1 protein-coding gene is annotated in these 431 nt (G+C 62.2%); it reads right to left on the bottom strand.

What is annotated here, in order from left to right:
* Positions 1 to 431: nucleoside-diphosphate sugar epimerase/dehydratase (locus ACU8YC_RS28400; RefSeq protein ID WP_446896445.1), on the bottom strand; the 431-nt coding region annotated here is incomplete at both ends.

Genomic DNA, 431 nt, shown 5'->3' with positions numbered 1-431 from the left:
ATGCGTTCCAGATCGCGGGTGTTGCCGAGCAGGGGCAGGTTGGCCAGTTCCTTCGGCAACCGCTCGAGGCGGTCATCGATGAAGCCCAGCACACCGGTGCGGATGTCGCGATGGTTCTGCAGGTGTTCGGCCACGCGCAGGCCGTTCTCGGTACCGCCGAGGATCACTGCGTTCTGCAGGAACATGCCCCGCGCCATCAGGCGGCGGAACAGCGCGAGCATGGCCAGGCGCTCTGCGCCGAACAGGACGGCGCTGGTGCAGAACCAGAACACCAGGTGTTTGGTTTCCAGGTAATTGAACAGGCCCATGCCCTGATGCATGAAGATCAGGAAGCTGAACGCTGCGGCCCAGGCCACGAGCATGACGCGGAAGCGCAACAGGGTGCTGAACACTTCTTCGCTATAGATGCCGACGGTCTGGAAGATGATGAC

This window comes from Citrobacter sp. VF227 (assembly GCF_052950715.1).
This window is presented reverse-complemented; position numbering and strand designations above follow the sequence as displayed.